General features: G+C 47.2%; 19 protein-coding genes and 3 pseudogenes. 15 read left to right on the top strand and 7 right to left on the bottom strand.

The genetic code is table 11. The annotated features are described in order from the left end of the window. The first annotated feature begins 99 nt into the window (after positions 1-99). Entirely contained in the window at positions 100-2,376 is a 2,277-nt protein-coding gene (locus WKT20_RS05990) for a cation:proton antiporter (protein WP_117702828.1), read from the top strand. A 63-nt stretch (positions 2,377-2,439) separates the two neighbouring features. On the opposite strand, the gene WKT20_RS05985 is transcribed toward WKT20_RS05990, so the two are convergent. The 4 genes from WKT20_RS05985 to WKT20_RS05970 form a co-directional block, all read right to left on the bottom strand. Continuing rightward, positions 2,440-2,868 carry an RNA-binding S4 domain-containing protein gene (locus WKT20_RS05985; RefSeq protein ID WP_007563610.1) on the bottom strand — a complete coding sequence of 143 codons (429 nt, stop codon included), beginning with the start codon at positions 2,866-2,868 and terminating at the stop codon, positions 2,440-2,442. A 5-nt stretch (positions 2,869-2,873) separates the two neighbouring features. Beyond that, entirely contained in the window at positions 2,874-3,437 is a 564-nt protein-coding gene (gene pth, locus WKT20_RS05980) for an aminoacyl-tRNA hydrolase (protein WP_117672923.1), read from the bottom strand. 33 nt (positions 3,438-3,470) lie between these two features. Next, positions 3,471-4,067 (bottom strand): 50S ribosomal protein L25/general stress protein Ctc, encoded by a 597-nt coding sequence (locus tag WKT20_RS05975; RefSeq protein ID WP_117702827.1) that lies wholly within the window; start codon positions 4,065-4,067, stop codon positions 3,471-3,473. A 192-nt stretch (positions 4,068-4,259) separates the two neighbouring features. Next, complete coding sequence (locus WKT20_RS05970; RefSeq protein ID WP_117702826.1) at positions 4,260-4,634, bottom strand: PUR family DNA/RNA-binding protein; 375 nt, start codon at positions 4,632-4,634, stop codon at positions 4,260-4,262. 180 nt (positions 4,635-4,814) lie between these two features. Between WKT20_RS05970 and nusB the strand changes: the two genes are divergently transcribed. The 12 genes and pseudogenes from nusB to cbiB all read left to right on the top strand — a co-directional run bounded on the left by nusB (position 4,815) and on the right by cbiB (position 14,640). Next, positions 4,815-5,741: a transcription antitermination factor NusB gene (gene nusB, locus WKT20_RS05965; RefSeq protein WP_007563617.1), complete on the top strand. Its 927-nt coding sequence runs from the start codon at positions 4,815-4,817 to the stop codon at positions 5,739-5,741. A 40-nt stretch (positions 5,742-5,781) separates the two neighbouring features. After that, positions 5,782-6,090 carry a preprotein translocase subunit YajC gene (gene yajC / locus WKT20_RS05960; RefSeq protein WP_117672927.1) on the top strand — a complete coding sequence of 103 codons (309 nt, stop codon included), beginning with the start codon at positions 5,782-5,784 and terminating at the stop codon, positions 6,088-6,090. A 12-nt stretch (positions 6,091-6,102) separates the two neighbouring features. Continuing rightward, a complete protein-coding gene (locus WKT20_RS05955) occupies positions 6,103-7,137 on the top strand; it encodes a CdaR family protein (RefSeq protein WP_117702836.1) in 1,035 nt (344 codons plus the stop codon). Further along, positions 7,134-7,739: a dephospho-CoA kinase gene (gene coaE / locus WKT20_RS05950; protein WP_117702825.1), complete on the top strand. Its 606-nt coding sequence runs from the start codon at positions 7,134-7,136 to the stop codon at positions 7,737-7,739. The genes WKT20_RS05955 and coaE overlap by 4 nt, the downstream gene beginning before the upstream one ends. A gap of 65 nt (positions 7,740-7,804) precedes the next feature. Further along, positions 7,805-8,218 carry a DUF5606 family protein gene (locus WKT20_RS05945; protein WP_340417026.1) on the top strand — a complete coding sequence of 138 codons (414 nt, stop codon included), beginning with the start codon at positions 7,805-7,807 and terminating at the stop codon, positions 8,216-8,218. Between the two features lie 150 nt (positions 8,219-8,368). Next, entirely contained in the window at positions 8,369-8,878 is a 510-nt protein-coding gene (cobU, locus tag WKT20_RS05940; RefSeq protein ID WP_117702824.1) for a bifunctional adenosylcobinamide kinase/adenosylcobinamide-phosphate guanylyltransferase, read from the top strand. A gap of 3 nt (positions 8,879-8,881) precedes the next feature. Further along, a complete protein-coding gene (gene cobT / locus WKT20_RS05935) occupies positions 8,882-9,922 on the top strand; it encodes a nicotinate-nucleotide--dimethylbenzimidazole phosphoribosyltransferase (protein WP_117702823.1) in 1,041 nt (346 codons plus the stop codon). A 4-nt stretch (positions 9,923-9,926) separates the two neighbouring features. Continuing rightward, positions 9,927-10,673: an adenosylcobinamide-GDP ribazoletransferase gene (locus WKT20_RS05930; protein ID WP_278613774.1), complete on the top strand. Its 747-nt coding sequence runs from the start codon at positions 9,927-9,929 to the stop codon at positions 10,671-10,673. Positions 10,674-10,692: 19 nt separating this feature from the next. Then, positions 10,693-11,202: pseudogene (cobC, locus tag WKT20_RS18305) on the top strand (alpha-ribazole phosphatase); the annotation flags it as partial. Continuing rightward, the gene (locus WKT20_RS05925; protein ID WP_373104058.1) at positions 11,203-12,711 is read left to right on the top strand and encodes a cobyric acid synthase; all 1,509 of its coding nucleotides are present in this window, start codon (positions 11,203-11,205) and stop codon (positions 12,709-12,711) included. Next, positions 12,704-13,717 carry a threonine-phosphate decarboxylase gene (locus tag WKT20_RS05920; protein ID WP_340417025.1) on the top strand — a complete coding sequence of 338 codons (1,014 nt, stop codon included), beginning with the start codon at positions 12,704-12,706 and terminating at the stop codon, positions 13,715-13,717. Before WKT20_RS05925 ends, WKT20_RS05920 begins: the two co-directional genes overlap by 8 nt. Further along, positions 13,699-14,640: an adenosylcobinamide-phosphate synthase CbiB gene (gene cbiB / locus WKT20_RS05915; protein WP_270653111.1), complete on the top strand. Its 942-nt coding sequence runs from the start codon at positions 13,699-13,701 to the stop codon at positions 14,638-14,640. The genes WKT20_RS05920 and cbiB overlap by 19 nt, the downstream gene beginning before the upstream one ends. Positions 14,641-14,793: 153 nt before the next feature. Here the strand turns inward: cbiB and WKT20_RS05910 are convergent, their stop codons facing one another. Then, positions 14,794-15,216: a hypothetical protein gene (locus WKT20_RS05910; protein WP_147331486.1), complete on the bottom strand. Its 423-nt coding sequence runs from the start codon at positions 15,214-15,216 to the stop codon at positions 14,794-14,796. Positions 15,217-15,223: 7 nt separating this feature from the next. Here WKT20_RS05910 and WKT20_RS18300 point away from each other — a divergent pair. Together WKT20_RS18300 and WKT20_RS05905 are read left to right on the top strand one after the other, a co-directional pair. Continuing rightward, positions 15,224-15,346: pseudogene (locus WKT20_RS18300) on the top strand (efflux RND transporter permease subunit); the annotation flags it as partial. Beyond that, positions 15,346-15,933: pseudogene (locus tag WKT20_RS05905) on the top strand (TolC family protein); the annotation flags it as partial. The pseudogenes WKT20_RS18300 and WKT20_RS05905, both read left to right, overlap by 1 nt. Positions 15,934-16,087: 154 nt before the next feature. Here the strand turns inward: WKT20_RS05905 and WKT20_RS05900 are convergent. Both WKT20_RS05900 and WKT20_RS05895 read right to left on the bottom strand, forming a co-directional pair. Next, on the bottom strand, positions 16,088-16,747 hold the full coding sequence (locus WKT20_RS05900; protein WP_007563657.1) for a carbohydrate-binding family 9-like protein: 660 nt from the start codon (positions 16,745-16,747) through the stop codon (positions 16,088-16,090). 31 nt (positions 16,748-16,778) lie between these two features. After that, the gene (locus WKT20_RS05895; protein WP_081458141.1) at positions 16,779-16,931 is read right to left on the bottom strand and encodes a YqaE/Pmp3 family membrane protein; all 153 of its coding nucleotides are present in this window, start codon (positions 16,929-16,931) and stop codon (positions 16,779-16,781) included. Between the last annotated feature and the right edge of the window lie 401 nt (positions 16,932-17,332).

The following is a 17,332-nucleotide window of genomic DNA, read 5'->3' as shown; positions in this document are numbered from 1 at the left end:
TGGTTGAATTGGAAACTTCAGTTTCATATTTGTCTCTCAGGGGGATATTTCTTGTAAGGAATTCGTTATTTTTGCGCAAAATAAAATACAACTATTGTTATGTCGCATTTGGCTCCTCTTATCAGTGATCTGGCCTTGATATTGATTAGTGCTGGAATCATGACATTACTATTTAAGAAATTGAAGCAGCCTTTGGTGTTAGGCTATATTGTCGCAGGTTTTGTTTGTAGTCCTCATTTTGCGTTTACCCCTTCGGTGGTAGATGCAGATAATATCCAGACGTGGTCGGAGATTGGTGTCATCTTCCTTTTGTTTGCGCTGGGACTGGAATTCAGCTTCAAGAAACTGATGAAAGTGGGAGGCTCGGCAGTCATATCGGCCTGTACGATTATCTTCTGCATGATACTGGTCGGTGTGTTTGTGGGCTGGATGTTTGGCTGGAAACAGATGGACTGCATTTATTTGGGAGGAATGCTGGCTATGTCTTCCACCACCATTATCTATAAGGCATTTGATGATTTGGGACTTCGGCAACAGCGTTTTGCCGGGTTGGTGCTGAGTATTCTGATTCTGGAAGATATTCTGGCCATTGTGCTGATGGTGATGCTTTCTACCATGGCCGTAAGCAAAAATTTTGAAGGAAGTGAGATGATTTACAGCATCGGGAAACTGGTGTTTTTCCTGATTCTCTGGTTTGTGGTAGGTATTTATCTGATTCCGCTCTTCTTAAAAAGGGCACGCAAACTGATGAGTGACGAGACGTTGCTGATTGTGTCCTTGGCCTTGTGCTTCGGGATGGTGGTGCTGGCGGCCCGTGTAGGCTTCTCCCCAGCCTTTGGCGCATTTATTATGGGGTCCATTCTGGCGGAAACAGTAGAATCGGAACACATTGACAAGCTCGTGGCTCCGGTGAAAGATTTGTTTGGAGCCATCTTTTTCGTATCTGTCGGAATGATGGTCGACCCGAATATGATTGTGGAATACATCTGGCCAATCCTGGCGATTGTGGTAGCCATATTGTTGGGGCAGACTATCTTTGGTACGGGAGGTGTGTTGCTGTCAGGTCAGCCGTTGAAAATCGCTATGCAGTGTGGATTCAGTTTGACACAGATTGGTGAATTTGCCTTTATCATCGCGGCATTGGGAGTAAGTCTGAATGTGACGAGTTCTTTCCTGTATCCGATTGTGGTGGCTGTATCCGTGATAACGACCTTCCTTACTCCTTATATGATTCGTTTGTCCGGTCCTGCTTATGGCTGGGTAGACCGTCATCTTCCGGTATTCTGGAAACACTTGCTGGAACGTTATTCGGTAGGAGTACAGCCTGTGAATCATCAGAATAACTGGGAAAAACTGTTGACTTCTATTGTGCGTATCACATTGATTTACCTGGTGCTTTCCATTGCGATGGTGGTATTGTCATTCAATCTGTTCCTTCCTCTTTTGATTTCCGCACTGGGAGGTTTCTGGGGAAAAGTGTTGGGAGCGGTAGTGACCATCTTGTTGATTTCTCCTTTCCTCCGTGCCATGATTATGAAGAAAAATCATTCCATCGAGTTCAAGGCACTTTGGGCGGACAGCCGTTTCAATCATGCACCGCTGATTTCAATCGTGTTGCTTCGCATTGTGCTGGCTGTATTGTTTGTGGTCTACATCATCAAGCATCTGTTCCAGGCCTCTGCCGCGCTGATGGTGGGTATTGCCATTCTGGTCGTCCTGCTGATGATTTTCTCTCGTTTCTTGAAAAAGCAGTCAATCGGGATGGAAAGGGTGTTTGTGCAGAATCTCCGTTCCAAGGAAATCAAGAAAGCGTATTTGGGCGAGAGCCAGCCGGAATATGCCGGACGACTGCTGGACCGTGATTTGCACCTGTCGGATTTTGTGGTTCCTGCCGACTCGTTGTGGGGAGGAAAGACCTTGATGGAACTAGACTTCGGAAAGAAATACGGAGTGCATGTGGCTTCTATCATACGAGGTGCGCATCGCATTAACATCCCGGGTGGGGGAAACCGGGTTTTCCCGAATGACAAGTTGCAGGTTATCGGAACCGACGAACAGTTGTCTGTATTCTCCGGACAGCTGGAAAAGGTAGCAGAAGGTTACAAGGATGAGGACTTTGAGAACCGCGAGATGTACCTGAAGCAGTTTGTCATTGCAAGGAACTCGCCGTTTTGCGGACGTACGATTCGTGAAAGTGGTGTCCGCAACAAATACCATTGTCTGGTGGTAGGAATTGAGCCTGCCGACGACAGTAACCTGCGGCAGCCGGAAGTCTCTTTTGAGTTGCAGAGGGGCGATGTGGTATGGGTCGTAGGAGAGGAAAAGAATTTGAATGCGTTGTTTGAAGCCTCCGAGGTGACAGCCAAAGCAGAATAAAAAAAGCTGGACTTGCACAAGTGAATAGGCAAGTCCAGCTTTTATTTTTAATGTGGACAATATTTATTCTTCATCCTCTTCCTCGTCATCAAAGTCGAAGTCAAAGTCGTCCAGGTATTCTGGCATGAAGAACTCGTCCAAGTCTCTTCGTTCTTTCTTTGTGGGGCGTCCTGTACCACGGGCACGGTCTACGAATCCGCTGATTTTACTCATCTCCAGCAATTCATACTGGTCGGGTGTGGTCACGTTTTCCATGATTTCCGGTACCAGTTTGGCTCCCACTCTTTTTTCAATGGCCTGTAGCACCTTGAAGGAATAGGTTACAGGAGGCTTTCTGACCTGTACCACGTCCCCTGGTTTCACCATTCGGGCAGGTTTCACCTGAGAACCGTTGATCGAGATTCTTCCTTTTTTGCAGGCTTCGGCAGCAATGGTTCTTGTCTTGAAGATACGTGCAGCCCACATCCATTTGTCAATTCGTGCTTCCGGCATGGTTCTTATTTGTTATTATATTGATTCATGGTGATGTTCAGTCCGGCCAGACAGAAACTCTTGATGATTTCCTGTGCTACCTCCAGACGTTCCGGCATCTGCTTCATGGATTCTTCGTCGAAATGTCCGAGAACAAAATCAATTTGTCCTCCTTTCGGGAAGTCGTTTCCGATGCCAAAGCGCAGGCGGGCATAGTTCTGAGTGCCTAACGTAGCAGCAATGTGCTTTAATCCGTTGTGGCCTGCATCACTGCCTTTTCCTTTCAGTCGCAGGGTTCCAAAAGGCAGGGCCAGGTCATCTACTACAATCAATACGTTTTCTAGAGGGATTTTTTCTTGTTGCATCCAATAGCGTACTGCATTCCCACTCAGGTTCATGTAAGTGGATGGTTTGAGCAGAATCAATTGTCTGCCTTTTAGCGAGAGCTGGGCGGTAGCTCCATAACGTCCGTCGCTAAAAACAATATTGGACGCCTTAGCCAAGGCGTCCAATACCATAAATCCTATATTATGACGGGTTTCGCGGTATTCTTCACCGATATTCCCCAGTCCAACAATCAAGTATTTCATTGAAAGGATTTTTGTAGTTTTAGGTTACTGAAATTATTTACCAGCAGCAGCCTGAGCACCACGAGCAGCACGAGTCAATTTAACTGCACAAACCACAGCTTCTTTTGCGTTCAGCAGTTCCAGACCTTCGTATTTCAGTTCACCCACTTTAATAGTTTTACCCAATCCCAGCGGAGTCACGTCTACAGCCAGACGTTCAGGAATTACATTGTACAAAGCTTTCACTTTCAACTTACGGATCTGCAGAGCCAATTTACCACCGGCTTTCACACCTTCTGCCAAACCTTCCAACTTCACAGGAACTTCCATTACGATAGGTTTGCTTTCATCGATCTGATAGAAGTCAACGTGCAGAATTTTGTCTGTTACAGGGTGGAACTGGATATCTTTCATGATAGCGTTTACAATCTTGCCATCAATGTTCAGGTCTACAACGTAGATGTGCGGTGTGTATACCAAGTTACGCAAGCCTTCAGTAGGAACTGTAAAGTGAGTAGCAACCTGATTGCCGTTTTCATCTTTCTGAGTTCCGTACAATACGCAAGGAATACCATTGTCTTTACGAAGTTCACGAGTGGCTTTCTTACCAGTTTCAGTTCTCAAAGAACCTTTGATTTCGATTGATTTCATTGTTTTTAATTTTTTGTGTTACTCTAAATTAAGTTGATTGTTTGCTTAATTCGCCATCACACGATGTGGTATATCACACGATGAGCTTGAAAAAGCGGCGCAAAGGTATGCATTTTCTTTTTACCTTCCAAATGTTCATGGAATAAATTCCTGTAATTCAAGTTGGAATCAGTACTTTTTTTACGCTTTATCTTAAAAATCGATGTCAATTTTTATTTCTTCTGATTGTGAAGGAATCTCTTCTGTGGTTGTAGCAGGTTGATAATGTGTTTCACTTGTGGTCCCCTGTTCGTGTCCGATAAAATCGATGGCCTGCTGTAACCCGTTCATAAACTTCCCAAAATCTTCCTTGTACAGGAAAATTTTGTGCTTCTCAAAATTAACCTGAGGATCATCTTTGTCAAGAGATACCACTTTCTTGCTTTCTGTGATAGCAATGAACATTTCCTCTTTCCGGTTTTTCTTTACATCCAAGTAGTAAATTCGTTTTCCAGCTTTGATTGCTTTGGAGAAAACGATTTCTTTGTCGTTTTCAATAGTCGTACTTTTCTTCTTCAGTTCTTCCATAACTCACTGTTACTAATAAAAATGCGTTCAAATTTGAATATTTTTTTGCAATGTGCCAAAAGAGAATGAGGAAAAATGTCGAATCTCTGAAAAAAAAGAAAAAATATAATGCTTTATGGTGTGTAATAAAGGAAAAATGCTTACTTTTGCCCACCTAAAAATATAGTTTGTTTATATATTATGATTAACAGAGTTCTTATTCGTCTGAAGATAGTTCAGATAATTTATGCGTATTATCAGAACGGAGGTAAAAATTTGGATACTGCAGAAAAGGAGTTGTTCTTCAGTTTATCTAAAGCGTATGATCTGTACAACTATCTTTTGCTTTTGATGGTAGAGGTAACCAAGTATGCCAACAAGCGGTTGGATGCAGCAAAAAACAAGTTGGTTCCTACCAAAGAAGATTTGTCTCCCAACATGAAATTTGTAGAAAATCGCTTCATTGCGCAGTTGGAAATCAACAAACAGTTGAATGCTTTTGCTTCTTCTCAGAAGAAAACCTGGGAAAATGAAGGCGATTTCATTAAAAACCTGTGTGAACAAATCATGCAGAGTGATATATATAAGGAGTATATGGCCAGCGAAACTTCTTCATACGAAGAGGATCGTGAATTGTGGAGAAAACTGTACAAGAAAATTATTTTCAACAATACAGCTCTTGATGAAGTTCTGGAAGACCAGAGTTTGTATTGGAATGACGATAAGGAAATCGTGGATACTTTTGTGTTGAAGACTATCAAGCGCTTCAATCCTGAGAACGGTGAAAAGCAGGAACTTCTTCCTGAATTTAAGGATGAAGAAGATCAGGACTTTGCTCGCCGCTTGTTCCGTCGTTCTATCCTGAATGCAGATTATTACCGTCATTTAATCAGTGAGAATTCAAAGAACTGGGATTTGAGCCGAGTAGCTGTGATGGATGTCATCATCATGCAGATTGCATTGGCTGAGATTCTGAGTTTCCCTAACATTCCGGTAAATGTATCGTTGAATGAATACGTGGAAATTGCCAAGCTGTATAGCACTCCGAAGAGTGGCGGTTTCATCAATGGTACTTTGGACGGTATTGTTAATCAATTGAAAAAGGAAAACAAGCTGACCAAAAACTAATATATTTGTCCAGCTATTATTAATCTAAACCGAAAAACGTATGAATTTGTTAGCTGTAGTATTGCAGGCACAGGGAGGAGCAGATTACTCTTTCCTTATTATGATGGTGGCTATTTTTGCCATTATGTACTTTTTTATGATTCGTCCCCAGAACAAGAAGCAGAAAGAAATTGCCAAGTTCCGCAAGAATTTGGAAGTAGGACAGTCTGTAGTAACTGCGGGTGGAATTTATGGAAAAATCAAGGAAGTAGAAGATAATACTGTTGTAGTTGAAGTTGCTGCCGGTGTAAAAATCAAGGTAGATAAGAACTCAATTTATGCAGATGCACAGGCTCAGCCTGCGAAATAAATATGAATGACTATGTTCGATCGAAAGAACATAAAGAGATATTACTTGATACTTGTACGAAAAATCAGGAACTTTCTGCTCAGTGCCAAGAGCAGAGAGTTTCTGATTTTTCTGTTTTTCGTGTTCGTGTCGCTTTGTTTCTGGTTCTTGCAGACCATGAACGACACGTATCAGACCGAGTTTAAGATTCCGGTCAGACTGAAGAATGTGCCGAAAGAGGTGGTCATGACGTCTGAACTGCCTGATGAGATTCGGGTGAAGGTAGAAGACAGAGGTACGGTACTGCTGAACTACATGCTGGGACGTACTTTCTTTCCGCTGACTTTTAACTTTGAGGATTATCAGGATAAAGGTTCTTATGTCCGCATTCCTCAGACTGAGGTATTGAAAAAAATCAGTGCCCAGCTGAATAACTCTACCCAACTGCTTGCCGTACGTCCGGACACGCTGGATTATATCTATTCAAGGGGAATACCCAAGAAAGTGCCGGTAGCGGTGGGAGGAGAGGTTTCAGCCGGCCGGCAGTATTATGTGTCAGATATTCAGGTGATACCCGATTCTGTGGTCGCATATGCTCCTCAGGGTGTGCTGAATACCATTCTGACAGCATATACACAGCCTTTCCATTGGACCAATGTAACGGATACGCTGAAGAAACATATCAATTTGCAAAAGCTTCATGGCGTGAAGTTCGTGCCGTCATCCGTAGATGTGGTAGCTTGTGTAGATATGTATTCAGAAAAGACGCTGGAAGTACCTGTAGTAGGAATCGGTTTCCCGAAAGGAAAGGTCTTGCGGACTTTCCCGTCTAAGGTGCAAGTAATTGTACAGGTGGGTCTGAAGAACTTCAAGTCTGTGACGGAGAACGATTTTCTGGTCGGTGTTTCTTATGCTGACGTGATTGGCAATAAATCCGAGAAACTGCCGCTTACCATCAAAAAACATCCGGATGTAGTAAGTCACGTGCGTGTGACTCCTTCCTCTGTAGATTACTTGATTGAACAGCAGACCGTAAGCGAACCCTCTAAAGAAAAAGAATCAGAATGATCAAGATTGGAATCACAGGAGGTATCGGGAGTGGTAAATCCTATGTGTCGCATTTGCTGGAAAAAGCAGGCATTCCTGTATACGATACGGATACGGAAGCCAAAAAACTGACGCTTTCTCATCCTCGGATTCGTGAAGGTTTATTGGCTCTGCTAGGAGAAGAAGTGTATAAGGCAGATGGCTCATTGAACAAGCCCGTGCTGGCAAGTTACTTGTTTGCCTCGGCAGAGAATGCCGGACGTGTTAACCGTATCATTCATCCTTGTGTGCATGAAGATTTCCAACAGTGGGCAGACCGTCAGGCCGCATCCGGCACGGAGGTGGTGGCTATGGAGAGCGCCATCCTGTTTGAGTCGGGTTTCCATGCAATCGTGGACTATGTTGTGATGGTGTATGCTCCCCTGGAGTTGCGTATAACGCGGGCTATGCAGCGGGATGCCGCTACGGAAGCACAGATAAAGGCCCGTATTTCCGCACAGATGGATGACGAAGAAAAGAAGCGTCGGGCCGACTATGTCATTTTCAATGACGAAAAACTACAGCTGGATACGCAGATTGCAGCGTTGGAAGAGTGGCTTGCCCACAGAAAAACGGGCCGATAGTTTGTGTATGTCATTCGTGCGTTGTATTTTTGTCACTCGTAATTTAATTAATCATTAGAGATAATATGTTGAAGACTATTTTAGCGATTTCTGGAAAACCAGGTTTGTACAAACTGATTTCTCAGGCAAAGAATATGCTGATTGTGGAAACAGTCAGTGCAGAAAAGAAAAGAGTACCGGTCTATGCCAGTGACAAGGTAATCTCATTGGGCGATATTGCCATGTATACTGATGCAGAAGAAGTAGCTTTGGGCGAAGTGCTGGAATCTGTAAAGAAGAAAGAAAACGGCAACGTGACTTCTTTGGATTACAAGAAAGCTTCTGCGGAAGAACTGCACGCATTTATGGCTGAAGTATTGCCTAACTACGACCGTGACCGCGTACATACCAGTGACATTAAGAAATTGATTCAGTGGTACAACCTGCTGGTGTCAAACGGAGAAGCTGATTTCGTAGAAACAGAAAAAGCAGCCGAATAAAGCAGAAGAGTCGTACAGCTTGATGTACAATTTGGAACAGGAAACTGTCTCAAGGTAAACGGATGCATCGTTCCGGCTACGGAGTGCATATTTGCCTTGAGACAGTTTTTTATTTATAGTAATGGAAGCTGAAAACCACAGCAGAAGATTATGAAGAAGATAATACTGATTACGGGCGGCGAGCGCTCCGGAAAAAGCAGTTATGCAGAGCGTCTGGCTCATGAGTTGTCTGCATCGCCGGTGTATATGGCCACGGCAAAGATATGGGACGAGGAATTTCGTCGTAGGGTGGAGCGTCACCAGCAAAACCGGGGGCCGGAGTGGACGAACATTGAAGAAGAAAAGGAACTGAGCCGTCATGATATTACAGGACGGGTGGCTGTCATTGATTGTGTGACGCTCTGGTGCACGAACTACTTTGTGGAACAGCCGGAAGTGTCACTTGCCTTAGAAGCCTTGAAGCGGGAATTCGACCGTTTCACCGCCCAAGATGCGACCTTTATTTTCGTCACGAACGAGATTGGCATGGGAGGCGTTTCCCCCAATGAAGTACAGCGCCGTTTCACCGATTTGCAAGGATGGATGAACCAGTATATTGCTTCGAAAGCCGATCAGGTAGTGCTGATGGTGTGCGGTATTCCGGTTATAGTGAAAGGATAAATCATGCGTAAGTTTACTATAGCACCTATTGCCTGTCCGGAACTGGAGCAGGCAGCCCGTGAAAAGATTGATAACCTGACGAAGCCGAAAGGTTCTCTGGGGCGTCTGGAGGAATTGGTCCTGCAGGTTTGTATGATTCAGCAGACCTTGTCGCCTTCGTTGAACAATCCGTATAACTTGCTTTTTGCAGCCGACCACGGCATTGTGGAAGAGAAGGTCAGTGCTTCGCCGAAGGAGATTACTTGGCAGCAAATCAGTAACTTCCTGCATGGAGGGGCCGGTATCAACTTTTTGTGCCGCCAACATGGATTCCGCCTGGAAATCATTGATGCGGGAGTGGATTATGACCTTCCCTACGAAAAAGGCATCATTGATATGAAAGTCCGTCGCGGCACACGTAATTTCCTTCACGAAGATGCCATGACACCCGAAGAAATGAATCTGTGCCTGGAGCGTGGAGCACAATGCGTAGACCGTATTCAGGCAGCAGGTTGTAACGTGGTAAGTTTCGGTGAGATGGGAGTTGGAAATACTTCCGCTTCTTCCTTGTGGATGAGTTGCCTGACGGGTATTCCACTGGAACAATGCGTGGGAGCCGGCAGCGGTCTGTATGGAGAAGCCATGACCCATAAGTTCCGGGTACTTCAGCAGGCCCTTCAACATTTCTCGGGCGAGCATACAGTGGAAGAAATCCTGTGTCGTTTCGGAGGACTTGAGATGATGATGGCAGTAGGTGGCATGCTGCGTGCGGCAGAGCTGCGCATGGTCATTCTGGTGGATGGCTTTATCATGACCAACTGTATACTGGCTGCTTCGCGTTTGTGTCCCGACGTACTTTCGTATGCTGTGTTCGGACATCAGGGAGATGAAAGCGGCCACAAGCTGTTGCTGGATTACCTGCACGCCCGTCCGTTGTTGAATCTGTCATTGCGCCTGGGTGAGGGAAGCGGCTCCGTCTGTGCTTTTCCTATCCTTGACTCAGCCGTGCGGATGCTGAATGAGATGGATACCTTTGCCCATGCTTCCATTACCAAATACTTCTGATCTCATGAACAATTTACTGGCTGCCCTGATGTTTTTCACCCGTCTGCCTTTCTGGCGGATTTGTACCGTGCCGTCCGAATGTTTCCGGCACGTGGTGAGCTACTGGAGCCTTTGCGGATGGCTCACGGGAGGAGTGATGGCCCTGTCTTTCTGGGTTTTCTCCACCTGGTTTCCTCTGCCGGTAGCGGTACTGCTGGCCTTGTGTACCCGTCTTTTCCTGACGGGGGCTTTGCATGAAGACGGTCTGGCCGATTTCTTCGACGGATTTGGGGGCGGACGCGACCGGGAAGGCATTCTCCGCATCATGAAAGATTCCCATATCGGGAGTTACGGTGTGCTGGGATTGATATTGTATTACCTGCTCTCGTTCTCGCTTTTGGTATCCTTGCCTGCGCCTGTTATTCCCTGGGTGCTGTGCGTGGCCGACCCTTTCTGCAAGTTTGTATGCAGTTTCATGCTCTTGTTCCTTCCGTACGCCCGAAAAGAAGAAGAAAGCAAGGCTAAGGTGGTCTATACCCGCATGAGCCTTTCGGAGTGGATAGCCAATATTGCAGGCGGATTGTTGCCCTTGCTGCTTTTACCTCTTTCTTACTGGGGAATGCTGTGCTTTCCATGTGTACTTTTCATTGGATTGGGCTGGCTGCTCAAGCGACGTTTAGGAGGATACACCGGCGACTGTTGTGGTGCACTTTTCCTTTTGTGTGAACTGGCGTGCTGGATGGGAGCAGTAGTAATGGCATATAATTTTTAATATGGTTAGATAAAAGAAAATGAAAGTATATTTAGTTCGACATACTTCGGTGGATGTGGCACCCGGGACGTGCTACGGGCAGACCGACGTACCCCTGCGTGCTTCATTCCAGGAAGAGGCAGAGGCATGTAAAAAGGCCCTTCAGGATACGGGAATGCGTTTTTCACGTATCTATACCAGTCCTTTGTCCCGCTGTACACACTTGGCAGCCTATTGCGGCTTTCCCGAAGCGGAACGTGACGAGCGGCTGAAAGAAATGAACATGGGTGAGTGGGAGATGCAGCGTTTTGAGGAAATAACCGACCCGCGCATCCAGGAATGGTATGACGATTACCTGCGGGTTCGGACTACCGGAGGCGAGTCGTTCATGGACGTGCTGGCCCGTGTGTCCGACTTCTTTGACCACCTGGACCGTACTTCAGGTCCGGCACTGGTATTTGCCCATGGCGGTGTGCTGGTAGCCGCACAAGTCTATGCCGGCAAGGTGAAACTGGAAGATGCCATGAAAGCCTTGCCTCCTTACGGGGGGATGGTGGAAATTGATCTGCCGCTTCCACGTTTGCATCCGCTCATGCTGGCCGGAACAGGCAGTGACGTGGGTAAGAGTGTACTGGCTGCGGCGTTATGCCGTATTTTCTTGCAGGACGGGTACCATCCGGCACCTTTCAAGGCACAGAACATGGCACTCAACTCGTATGCCACTCCCGAAGGACTGGAAATCGGACGGGCACAGGCGGTGCAGGCTGAGGCCGCAGGAGTACCCTGCCATACGGATATGAATCCGTTGCTGTTGAAGCCGACTTCCGACCAGACGGCACAGGTGGTGCTGAGCGGTAAGCCCATAGGCAACCGGAGTGCGTATGAGTACTTCCGGACAGAAGGACGTGAGGAGTTGCGTCGGGAAGTGAATCAGGCATTCGACCGTCTGTCAGCCCGTTACAATCCGGTGGTGATGGAAGGAGCGGGCAGTATCTCGGAAATCAACCTGAAGGATACAGACCTGGTGAATCTGCCCATGGCGCGTCATGCCCATGCGGATGTGATTCTGGTAGCCGATATCGACCGGGGAGGTGTGTTTGCTAGTGCCTACGGTTCGGTGGCTTTGCAGACACCGGAAGACCGCAAACGCATCAAGGGAATTATTGTCAATAAGTTTCGTGGCGACCTTCGCTTGTTTGAATCGGGGGTGAAGATGATGGAAGAAATCTGTGGCATTCCGGTGCTGGGCGTGATACCGTATTACCACGACATCTACATTGAGGAAGAAGATTCGGTGGAACTTTCCTTGAAACAGCGGAAGGCGGTGCAGGGAAAGGTCAATGTGGCGGTGGTATTGCTCCGTCATCTCTCGAATTTCACTGATTTCAATATGCTGGAGCATGACGAACGGGTAAACCTGTACTATACGAACAACGTGGACGACCTGATGAAGGCCGACATCATCCTGCTACCCGGCAGCAAGAGTACCATCGACGATTTGTACGAACTGCGTCGTAACGGAGTGGCACAAGCCATTCTTCAGGCACGCCGCAACGGGGCTACCGTGATGGGAATTTGTGGCGGATACCAGATGATGGGGCAGCGTATTGCCGACCCCGACGGAGTGGAAGGAAGCATCAGCCAGATGCCCGGACTGGGACTTCTGCCTACAGAAACGGCCATCGAAGGAGAGAAGGTGACACGTCAGGTACGTTTTGCTTTTCTGTCTTCCGAAGAACCGACCTGCACGGGATACGAAATCCACATGGGGCGCACTTCGGCGGTGGAAGGAGAGACTTTGACTCCGCTGGTGCGTCTGGAGAACGGAGAAACGGATGGCTGTGTGGCAGACCGGAAATGTGCCGGTTCCTACATTCACGGCATACTGGATAATCCGGAAGTGATAGAGTGGCTGCTGGCTCCGTATGCCGAAAAGCTGGACCAGCCTCAGTTGGATTATGCCGCTTTCAAGGAGGAACAATACAACAAGCTGGCCGACCATGTGCGGAAGCACCTGAACATGCCACTGCTTTACCAAATACTGACTCAAAATGATTAACGGACACGGAGACGACGCCTATCGCTATACGGCCATTCATGCCAATTTCAGTTCGAATGTGTACCACCGGGTGAACCATGATGGGTTGAACCGCTACCTGGCCGGATGCCTGCCGTGCATCCGTTCCTATCCGGAACCGGAGCCCTATGCACTGGCTGCTGAGCTGGCCCGGTTGCATGGTGTCAGTCCGGAGGAAGTCTGTGTGACGAATGGAGCCACGGAAGCCATCTACCTCATTGCCCAAGCTTTTTGCGGAAGTCATTCTGCTGTATGGATACCGACCTTTAGTGAATATGCCGATGCCTGCCGCTTGCACGGACATCGGGTGGAAGGTATTTCCAGTCTGGAGAAACTGACGGGCAATGAGGGGATTTTCTGGCTGTGTAATCCGAATAACCCCACGGGGCAGACATGGGATGCCGCCACGCTTCGCCGACTGATAGCCACATATCCCCGAAAGCTGTTTGTCATTGACCAGTCGTATGCGCTGTTTACGGAGAAAGAGGTGCTGTCCGTAGCCGAGACGGTGAAACTGCCTAACGTATTGCTCCTGCATTCCATGACCAAATGCTATGCCGTGCCGGGGTTGCGTCTGGGAGCGGTGACGGGCAGCAGGGAACTTCTTTCCCGGATACGTGCCTGCCGTATGCCCTGGTCGGTCAATGCCTTGGCCGTAGAAGCCGGACATTACCTGTTGCAGCATCCGGGGGAATATCGCATGGACATACAGGCTTTGCTGACGGAACGGAGACGGGTGACCGATGCGCTGGAAGCTTTGGGTGGGGTAGAGGTACTGCCTACGGATACGCATTATTTTTTAGCACGCCTTCAGCAGGGTACTGCGGCGCAACTGAAGGAATTCTTGGCTACCCGACACGGACTGCTGATTCGCGATGCATCCAATTTCGAAGGGCTGGATGCGCGCTATTTCCGTATCGCTATACAGACGGAAGAAGAAAACAATCTATTAATTGAAGGCATACACGAATGGATACAGAACTCGTAATGGGATTGATTCCCCTGGCAGGAGGTTTTTTGCTTGACAAGATTTTAGGTGACCCGCTGTGGTTGCCCCATCCGGTGGTAGGATTCGGAAAACTGATTTCGCGGTGTGAGCGCAGAGGAAATCAGGGAGCTCACCGCAGACGGAACGGAGCGTGGACCGCAATAGGGCTGGTTGTGCTAACCTTTCTAGTGAGCAAGGGGCTGCTGGAAGCGGCAGCTCTGCTGCATCCCTGGGTAAAGATAGCACTTTCGGTAGTGGCCGTATTCTATTGTCTGGCCGGGAAAACCCTGATAGATGAGGTCCGGATGGTGTTTGAAGCGGTGGATGCTTCGCTGGAAGCCGGGAGAAAACAGGTGGCCCGCATCGTGGGAAGAGATACTTCTTCCTTGACTGACCAGGAGGTGCGTACGGCTGCCCTTGAGACTTTGGCCGAGAACCTGAGCGACGGTGTCATCGCTCCGCTTTTCTGGTATTTTCTGTTGGGTGTGCCGGGGATGCTGGCGTATAAGATGGTTAATACCCTCGACTCTATGATTGGCTACCGCAATGCCCGTTATAAAGATTTTGGCTGCTGGGCGGCCCGCATGGACGACGTGGCCAATTACCTTCCCGCCCGACTTACTTCCCTGCTGATGATACTGGTTTCCGGTCGCTGGTCGTTGCTGAAGTTCGTGGCGCATTACGGGCAGATGCATGCCAGTCCCAATTCAGGTTATCCGGAAGCCGCGCTGGCCGGCATTCTGAACTGCCGTTTTGGCGGTCCGCACGACTATTTCGGCGAGACCGTTTACAAGCCCTTCATCGGAGATAATCCTCGTCCGTTGGATAGTCGGGATATGCGTGTGGCCATCCGTGTCAACCGTGGGGCCGAACTGCTGATGCTACTTCTTATGATAGGAGGATATTGGTTTGTTTTTCAGTGATTTATTGAGGAAATAAACTGATTCTCAGAAAGCATAAAAAAAACGCAAGTGCGTTTGGACCGAAACTCTTTTGCGTTTTAGTTCAAGCGCACTTGCGTTTTAAGTAAAACGTCCTTGCGTTTACTTTGAAACGCAAAGACGTTCTGAGGGTTGTTATTCATAGATGTATTCTACATCCGACTTCTTAAAGCGGAGAAGTCGGGTGTCGTTCGGGCCTGCGCCGTTCTTGGTTGGATAAAGTCCTGCCATTGTGCCGTTATAGAACCATCCCTGTCCGTTGCTGGGCGAGTAGGTGGCCCATAACATGGCATTGTAGTGATTGTGTTTGATGCCATCGTCATTCCATTGTGCTCCGGGACCATACCATACGAGTGGTTCGTATTGCTGCTCTGCATTGTTGTACATCTGAATGTAAATCAGGTCAGACAGTGCTACGGTTCCTACCGTGATGTCGTTTCTTCTTCTTTGGCGACGCTGAATGTTTGTTCCTCCGTTCCATGCCGTGGTGTGACTGCCATCCCACATCAGCCAGATGGTTCCGCTGGTTGAATTTAATACTCGTTCAAAATTTTCCATGATCTCTTCTACTTATTCGGCAGCTCAGGCCCGTTTCCGTCCTATTATCATGACCGTCTTGTGTATGATTTTCGGTATGCTTCCGCTGATGTTCTCATCCGGTGCCGGAGCAAACGGAAACAGTTCACTTCACGTCTGTCTGTGGGAGTTCCACTTCAGATGCTTTCCAACCGTCCGGACGTGCGTATGGCCGAACGTGACCTGGAACAAGCGTTTTATGTGACTAATCAGGCCAATTCAGCCTTTTATCCGTCCATAACCTTAAGTGGAAGTGCCGGATGGACAAATTCGGTGGGCGGACCGATTACCAATCCGGGCAAGTTTGTTACCTCAGCCTTGGCTTCTCTGACGCAGCCGCTGTTTAACAGAGGGACATTGATTGCCCGCCGGCGCATTGCCAAGGCACAGCAGGAAGAGGCTCTTCTGGCTTTTGAGCAAAAGTTGCTGGATGCCGGTACGGAAGTGAACGAAGCGCTGGTGTCTTATCAGATAAGCAAAAGGAAAAAAGATAATTACGAAAATCAGGTGGCTGCCCTGGAAAAGGCCTTCACCAGTACGTCACTGCTGATGCAGCATGGCAATACTACCTATCTGGAAGTGCTGACTGCCCGGCAGACGTTGTTAAATGCCCAGCTCTCTCAAACCGCTAACTGTTTCAAGGAGATACAAAGCCTTATCAACTTGTATCAGGCGCTGGGTGGAGGACAGCATATTTAGTTCTCTTTTTTTAGTTTCTATTGTGTTTGCAGGCGAATGTTGCTTGACTGTTTTTCCTCTTTTCTCTCTCTCATACTTATATTCATTTTTGTATTCATACCCTGAGAGGAAAACAGTCAAGGACATTCGTTCTTGTTTTTATTGGGTCAGTTTCTTATTCAAACAGAATCTTGCCGAAGAATTCCGGACAATGGAAACAAGGTTCCGGCAAGTCTATCTTGTTCCATGACAGGAAATGCGGGGTATGCTGCTTGTCGCCGCATTTGTAGAAATTGGCACGCGCAGTCATTCCTTTGAAACCTTTGAGCTGATGACGGAAAAATGCTTCCTTTGGGATGCAAAGGGCCAGTTGCCAGCTGCATTCGCCCATACGTTCTTCAAAAGGAGCTTTGTCGAGCGAGGTCCAGCGGTCTACTTTTCGGGTGATTTCCAATGGTGCATGAGGTCTGTCGCCCGGTCTTCCGCCACCGATAAGCAAGGTACCTCCACAGTTGCATTCAAAGTTATAGTAGATATTTTCTTCCTGGTCTTCGGGAAGCTGAAAGAAGAACTCACAGCAGGAGTCTTCCCATACTCTGCCGTTGTCTTCCGCTGCTACGGCACGTATGCTTTCTTCCTTGACGCGGTAGTTCAATAAAATGGCCTCTCCTGTGTGAGCCATGCGGAATTCCACCTCAGGGCGGTAAGGATAGGCGTTCCAGTTTACACAGTCGATGGCCTGAAATTCAATATGGTTTTCATCGAGCAATGCCGGAATGTCTTTTGCGGGGACAAGCGAATGTCCCGTAATTTCATGTACATGTAATTCTTTCATAATGTTTCTTTATTTAGGAATAGAGTTAGATTTAGTTCTTGTTGAGGATAATCAGGGCACCGATTACGCCCGGAATCCATCCGCACAGGGTAAGGATGAAGACAATCAGTACTGAGCCGCAGCCTTTGTCAATTACGGCAAGAGGCGGAAAAATAATGGAGAGAATAACTCTGATTAATGACATTTCTGTATCGTTTTTGGAAATTTGCAGGAAAGTTATTGAAAAGATTCGGAACTGGCAATAATTTGTGACAGATTCAGGAACTTTCTTTCAATATCATCTTATGTGAAGAACTATTTTACAGGACTTTGGCTTCAATACAAAAAAACGAGTGCATCGAAGCAGATACACTCGTTTTTTTTATGATACCTGTGAAAGGTATTGTATACAGTAAACTTTACAACTTTCTGTCAAAAAGACCGAACATCCCCGGTCCACAAAGGGGTTACACACTCATTAGCTGAGCATTACGTAACCCCAAATCATCGGGTCTCCCTTGAAGACCTTCTGAATGAAATTCTTCATCGTTTTCATGTTGTTACCCTTTCTTTTTAGTGAATAAAAAACTTTAATACCTTAAATCT

The sequence above is a fragment of the Phocaeicola sp. ICN-14070 genome (assembly GCF_037892625.1).
Taxonomy (GTDB): domain Bacteria; phylum Bacteroidota; class Bacteroidia; order Bacteroidales; family Bacteroidaceae; genus Phocaeicola; species Phocaeicola plebeius.
This window is presented reverse-complemented; position numbering and strand designations above follow the sequence as displayed.